This window comes from Streptomyces sp. NPDC057638 (assembly GCF_042800315.1).
Taxonomy (GTDB): domain Bacteria; phylum Actinomycetota; class Actinomycetes; order Streptomycetales; family Streptomycetaceae; genus Streptomyces.
In genome coordinates, this window is sequence record NZ_JBHVHF010000379.1 from 1 (window position 1) to 6421 (window position 6421).

The window sequence follows — 6421 nt, forward strand, 5'->3', positions numbered from 1 at the left end:
GGTCACACACGGACCGGGCCCCCGGCGATCACCGCGTCACGGCGCGCCCTCAGCCCACCTCGATCGCGGCGAGGTTCTTCTTGCCGCGCCGCAGCACCAGCCAGCGTCCGTGGAGGAGCTCCTCCGGCGCCACGACGGCGTCCTCGGCGGTGACCTTCACGTTGTTCACGTACGCGCCGCCCTCCTTCACCGTGCGCCGGGCGGCCGACTTGCTGGCGACCAGGCCGACCTCGGCGAAGAGGTCGATCACCGGGCCGGGCTCGGCGACCTTCGCGTGCGGCAGCTCGGAGAGGGCCGCCCGCAGGGTGGGCTCGTCCAGCTCCGCCAGCTCGCCCTGGCCGAAGAGGGCCTTCGACGCGTACACCGCCGCCGCGCAGTTGTCGGCGCCGTGCACCAGTGTCGTGAGCTCCTCCGCCAGCGCCCGCTGGGCCGCCCGCGCCTGCGGACGCTCCCGCGTCAGCCGCTCCAGCTCCTCGATCTCCTCGCGGCTCTTGAAGCTGAAGATCCGCAGGAAGTTCGGGACGTCACGGTCGTCCGCGTTCAGCCAGAACTGGTAGAAGGCGTACGGAGTGGTGCGCTCCGGGTCCAGCCAGATCGTGCCCGACTCGGTCTTCCCGAACTTGGTGCCGTCGGCCTTGGTGATCAGCGGAGTGGCCAGGGCGTGCACCTGGGCGCCGGGCTCGACCCGGTGGATCAGATCGGTGCCCGCGGTCAGATTGCCCCACTGGTCGCTGCCGCCGGTCTGGAGCACACAGCCATGGCGCCGGTACAGCTCCAGGTAGTCCATGCCCTGGAGGATCTGGTAGCTGAACTCGGTGTAGCTGATGCCCGCGTCGGAGTTCAGCCGCCGGGCGACCGCCTCCTTCGCGATCATCTTGTTGACCCGGAAGTACTTGCCGACGTCCCGCAGGAAGGAGATCGCGGACATTCCGGACGTCCAGTCCAGGTTGTTGACCATGGTCGCCGCGTACGGCCCCTCGAAGTCGAGGTACGGCTCGATCTGGCCCCGCAGCCGGTCCACCCAGGCCGCGACGGTCTCGGGGTCGTTCAGGGTCCGCTCGGCGTTGGGCTTGGGGTCCCCGATCAGACCGGTGGCCCCGCCGACCAGCCCCAGCGGACGGTTGCCCGCCCGCTGGATCCGGCGCAGGGTGAGGATCTGGACCAGATTCCCCAGGTGCAGGCTCGGCGCGGTCGGGTCGAAGCCGCAATAGAACGTGATCGGACCGTCCGCGAACGCCTTGCGCAATGCGTCCTCGTCGGTGGACTGGGCGATCAGCCCGCGCCACCGCAGCTCGTCGACGATGTCCGTCACGGCTCTCGTGTCTCCTCGGATGGGGTACGGATGTGCTGGGCCCGCCGGGCGGACCTCAAAGGTGCCCGGGAGACACCCGGGCACCTTTGAGGTTATACGCCCTGGCTGATCGAACTCATATTGAAATCGGGGACCCGCAGCGGAGGCATCGCCGCCCGGGTGAACCAGTCGCCCCACTCCCGGGGCAGCGTCTTCTCGGTGCGGCCCGCCTCGGTGGCCCGCGAGAGCAGATCCACCGGGGACTCATTGAAGCGGAAGTTGTTCACCGCGCCGGTGACCTCGCCGTTCTCCACCAGATAGACACCGTCCCTGGTCAGCCCGGTCAGCAGCAGGGTCGCCGGGTCCACCTCACGGATGTACCAGAGGCAGGTCAGCAGCAGGCCCCGCTCGGTGCCCGCCACCATCTCCTCCAGCGACTGCTCCCCGCCGCCGTCCAGGATGAGATTCCCCACGCCCGGCGCGACCGGCAGCCCCGTGAGACCGGCGCTGTGGCGGGTGGTGACCAGATGCTCCAGCCGTCCCTTCCGTACCCACTCCGTACGGCCGAGGGGCAGACCGTTGTCGAAGACGGACGCGTCGTCGCCTGAGGCGTGGGCCAGGACGAACGGGGCCGACTGGAGGCCCGGCTCGTTCGGGTCGCTGCGCAGCGTCAGCGGCAGCGGGGAGAGGGTCTCGCCGACCCGGGTGCCACCGCCGGGGCGGGAGAAGACCGTCCGGCCCTCCACCGCGTCCCGGGCCGTCGCCGACCAGTACTGGTAGATCAGCAGATCGGCCACGGCCGTGGGGGGCAGCAGCGTCTCGTACCGCCCGGCGGGCAGCTCGATCCGGCGCTCGGCCCAGCCCAGACGGCGCTCCAGCTCCGCGTCGAGGGTGCCCGGGTCCACATCCGTGAAGTCCCGGGTGGAGCGGCCCGCCCAGGCCGACCGGGAGCGGTCCGGCGACTTGGCGTTCAGCTCCAGCGTCCCGTTGGGCTGGTCATGGCGGAGCCGCAGCCCGGTCGAGGTGCCGAGATAGGTGGAGGTCAGCTCGTGGTTGGCGAAGCCGTACAGCTCACGGGCCCCGGCCCGGGCGCGGGCGAACGCCTCGCCGAGCGCGGGCGCGAAGTCCGCGAAGACCGAGGAGGAGGTCTCGGCGGGCGCCTCGGTGAAGGCCGGGTCCTGCCGCACCCCCCGGACCAGCGGCTGGGCGTCGTCGGCGGGCTCGGAGGAACGGGCGGCCTCCTCCGCCGCCCGCACCAGCGGCTCGATGTCCCCGGGCCGCACCCCCGACCGGGAGACCACGCCGGAGGCGGTGCCCTGGGCGCCGTCGACGGTGGCGACGACGGTCAGGGTGCGACCCCGGGTGACACCGTTGGTGGTCAGGGCGTTCCCCGCCCAGCGCAGATGGGCCGAGGAGGTCTCGTCGGCGATGACCACGCACCCGTCGGCGGTGGAGAGCTCCAGGGCGCGCTCGACGAGCTCGTACGGCTTGCTGACACGGCTCATCGGCCGGCCTCCTGTGTCGTGTTCAGAATGTTCACGCCCCGGAAGAGGGCCGACGGGCAGCCATGGGAGACCGCCGCCACCTGGCCCGGCTGGGCCTTGCCGCAGTTGAAGGCGCCACCGAGCACATAGGTCTGCGGTCCGCCGACCTGCTCCATCGAGCCCCAGAACTCGGTCGTCGTGGCCTGGTAGGCCACGTCCCGGAGCTGACCGGCCAGCCGGCCGTTCTCGATCCGGAAGAACCGCTGCCCGGTGAACTGGAAGTTGTAGCGCTGCATGTCGATCGACCAGGAGCGGTCGCCGACCACGTAGATCCCGCGTTCGACCCCGCCGATCAGATCCTCCGTCGACAGTCCGCCGGGCGTGGGCTGGAGGGAGACATTGGCCATCCGCTGCACCGGGACATGGCCGGGGGAGTCGGCGTAGGCGCAGCCGTTGGAGCGGCCCAGACCGGTCAGCCGCGCGATGCGCCGGTCGAGCTGGTAGCCCACGAGCGTGCCGCCGCGCACCAGGTCCCAGGACTGCGCCTGGACGCCCTCGTCGTCGTAGCCGATGGTCGCGAGCCCGTGCTCGGCGGTGCGGTCACCGGTCACGTTCATCACCGAGGAGCCGTACTCCAGCTTCCCCAGCTGGTCGAAAGTGGCGAAGGAGGTCCCCGCGTACGCCGCCTCGTAGCCCAGCGCCCGGTCCAGCTCGGTGGCGTGCCCGATCGACTCGTGGATGGTGAGCCAGAGGTTGGACGGGTCGACCACCAGGTCGTACCGCCCGGCCTCCACGCTCGGCGCGCGCATCTTCTCCGCCAGCAGCCCCGGGATCGACTCCAGCTCCGACTCCCAGTCCCAGCCGGTGCCGGTCAGATACTCCCAGCCACGCCCGGCCGGCGGCGCCAGCGTCCGCATCGAGTCGAACTCGCCGGTCGTCTCGTCCACCGCGACCGCCGTGAGCTGGGGGTGGAGCCGCACCCGCTGCTGGGTGGTGACGGTGCCCGCCGTGTCGGCGTAGAACTTGTTCTCCTGCACGGTCAGCAGGGAGGCGTCCACATGCGCGACCCCGTCCGCCGCCAGCAGCCGCCCGCTCCACTCCGCGAGCAGTGCCGTCTTCTCGGCGTCGGGTACGTCGAAGGGGTTGACCCGGTACGAGGAGACCCAGGTCCGATCCGCGTGCACCGGCTCGTCCGCCAGCTCCACCCGCTCGTCCGAGCCCGCCGCCGCGATCACCCGCGCCGACAGCTTCGCCATCGCCACGGCCTGGCTCGCCACCTTCGCGGCCGCGTCCATGGTCAGGTCGACACCGGAGGCGAAGCCCCAGGCGCCGCCGTGAACCACCCGGACGGCGTACCCGAGATCGGTGGTGTCGGAGGAGGCGGCGGGCTTGGCGTCACGCAGCCGCCACGCCCCACTGCGTACCCGCTCGAAGCGGAAGTCGGCGTGGTCCGCGCCGAGCGCCCGCGCCCGCGCCAGCGCCGCGTCGGCGAGCGCGCGCAGCGGCAGCGCCAGGAATGTCTGATCGATGTCATGGGGCACGGGGCCCTCCGCTTTCTCGGGTTTCTCGGGTTTCTCGGGTGCTCGGGTCTCGGGTGCTGAGGCTCCCGGCTGCCCGGGGCGACCGGGCGGTCGGGCCGTGAGGCGGTCGGGTGGTGGGGCGGCGGTGGCGGTGGGCGGTCGGGCGGTGAGCCGGTGGGAGCCGCCGCGGCCGTCGGCCCACCGTGACTCTTGGAGGTTCCCCGCAGTTCCCTGGATCTCCCCGGGGGGCCTCGGCGCTCCTCGGCGGGCCATGAGGATCATCGGGACGGCCGGACTCTCGGGTTACGGTTCCGTGGTCCTGGGGGATCGAGGGATCTCAGGTGGTGGATCTTCGGGCCCGCGCGGTACGTCAACGAGGGATCTCCGCTCCTTCCCGCGGGCTTCGGCGTGCTGCGGCGGCCGGGCGCGCCCAGGTGGAGCACCGGCAGAACCGCAGTGAATCATGGGGCGCGATTCCGGTCGCGCGCGCCGGGATTCTGGCGGGATTCTGTAGGGTCCCGACAGCACGGCGATGAAAGCGCTGTCAGGCCCCGATTCTCCGGTGATGGGACCGTGCCGATAGTTTCGGTGGTGCCACGACCGCTATCGAAAGGGTGATCCGTTGAGCCGCTCGGTTCTCGTCACCGGAGGAAACCGGGGCATCGGCCTCGCCATCGCCCGGACTTTCGCCGACGCCGGCGACAAGGTCGCGATCACATACCGCTCGGGTGAGCCGCCGTCCGGCTTCCTCGCCGTCAAGTGCGACATCACCGATCCCGAGCAGGTGGAGCAGGCGTACAAGGAGATCGAGGAGCGTCACGGTCCCGTCGAGGTGCTCGTGGCGAACGCCGGTGTCACCCGCGACCAGCTGCTGATGCGGATGTCCGAGGAGGACTTCGTCTCCGTCCTGGACACCAACCTCACCGGCACCTTCCGCGTGGTCAAGCGCGCCAACCGCGGCATGCTGCGCGCCAAGAAGGGACGGGTCGTCCTGATCTCGTCGGTCGTGGGGCTGCTGGGGTCGCCCGGCCAGTCCAACTACGCCGCCTCGAAGGCCGGTCTGGTCGGCTTCGCCCGCTCGCTGGCGCGGGAGCTCGGCTCGCGGAACATCACGTTCAACGTCGTCGCGCCCGGTTTCGTCGACACCGACATGACCAAGGCGCTCACCGACGAGCAGCGCGCGGGCATCGTCACCCAGGTGCCGCTCGGCCGGTACGCGCAGCCGGAGGAGATCGCCGCCACCGTGCGCTTCCTCGCCTCCGACGACGCCTCGTACATCACTGGAGCCGTCATCCCCGTTGACGGCGGATTGGGCATGGGTCACTGATCGCCATGAGTGGAATCCTCGCGGGCAAGCGCGTTCTCGTCACCGGAGTCCTCACCGAGTCGTCCATCGCCTTCCACGCCGCCAAGGTGGCGCAGGAGGAGGGCGCCGAGGTCATCCTCACCGGCTTCGGCCGGCTGAGCCTGGTGGAGCGCATCGCCAAGCGGCTGCCCAAGACCGCTCCGGTCATCGAGCTGGACGTCACCAACCAGGAGCACCTCGACTCCCTCGCCGCCAAGGTGCGCGAGCACTCCAGCGACGACTCCGGTCTCGACGGCGTCGTGCACTCGATCGCCTTCGGCCCCCAGGGCGCCTTCGACTTCCTCAACGGGAGCTGGGAGGACGTCTCCACCGCCGTCCAGGTCTCGGCCTACTCCCACAAGGCGCTGGCCACGGCCTGCCTGCCGCTGATGGGACGCGGCGGCTCGATCGTCGGTCTCACCTTCGACGCCCAGTTCGCCTGGCCGAAGTACGACTGGATGGGCGTCGCCAAGGCCGCCCTGGAGTCGACCAACCGCTACCTCGCGCGGGACCTCGGCCCCCAGGGCATCCGCTGCAACCTCATCTCGGCGGGTCCGATCAAGTCGATGGCCGCCAAGTCGATCCCGGGCTTCGAGGAGCTGGCGGACGTCTGGAACCACCGCGCCCCCATCGGCTGGGACCTCGCCGACCCGGAGCCCGCCGGTCGCGGTGTCGTGGGTCTGCTCTCCGACTTCTTCCCCCGCACCACGGGCGAGATCGTCCATGTGGACGGCGGAGTCCACATGATGGGCGCCTGACCGTCCCCGTACCACCGCCGTGC

At 71.0% G+C, this 6421-nt stretch carries 5 protein-coding genes; 2 read left to right on the forward strand and 3 right to left on the reverse strand.

What is annotated here, in order from left to right; genetic code table 11:
- Positions 1–49: 49 nt before the first annotated feature.
- The 3 genes from tyrS to ACFVIM_RS31300 form a co-directional block, all read right to left on the reverse strand.
- A complete protein-coding gene (tyrS, locus tag ACFVIM_RS31290; RefSeq protein ID WP_384308566.1) occupies positions 50–1312 on the reverse strand; it encodes a tyrosine--tRNA ligase in 1263 nt (420 codons plus the stop codon).
- A 92-nt stretch (positions 1313–1404) separates the two neighbouring features.
- Positions 1405–2796: a metallopeptidase TldD-related protein gene (locus ACFVIM_RS31295; protein ID WP_384308569.1), complete on the reverse strand. Its 1392-nt coding sequence runs from the start codon at positions 2794–2796 to the stop codon at positions 1405–1407.
- Complete coding sequence (locus ACFVIM_RS31300) at positions 2793–4316, reverse strand: TldD/PmbA family protein (protein WP_384308572.1); 1524 nt, start codon at positions 4314–4316, stop codon at positions 2793–2795. The genes ACFVIM_RS31295 and ACFVIM_RS31300 overlap by 4 nt, the downstream gene beginning before the upstream one ends.
- 601 nt (positions 4317–4917) lie before the next feature.
- Here ACFVIM_RS31300 and fabG point away from each other — a divergent pair.
- A complete protein-coding gene (fabG, locus tag ACFVIM_RS31305; RefSeq protein WP_384308575.1) occupies positions 4918–5622 on the forward strand; it encodes a 3-oxoacyl-[acyl-carrier-protein] reductase in 705 nt (234 codons plus the stop codon).
- A gap of 5 nt (positions 5623–5627) precedes the next feature.
- Entirely contained in the window at positions 5628–6398 is a 771-nt protein-coding gene (gene fabI, locus ACFVIM_RS31310; RefSeq protein WP_384308578.1) for an enoyl-ACP reductase FabI, read from the forward strand.
- The last annotated feature ends 23 nt before the right edge of the window (positions 6399–6421 follow it).

Excerpts from the sequence above, each read along its gene's own strand:
- ACFVIM_RS31295 (WP_384308569.1), bottom strand. The coding sequence starts at position 2,796 with ATGAGCCGTGTCAGCAAGCCGTACGAGCTCGTCGAGCGCGCCCTGGAG.
- fabI (WP_384308578.1), top strand. The coding sequence starts at position 5,628 with ATGAGTGGAATCCTCGCGGGCAAGCGCGTTCTCGTCACCGGAGTCCTC.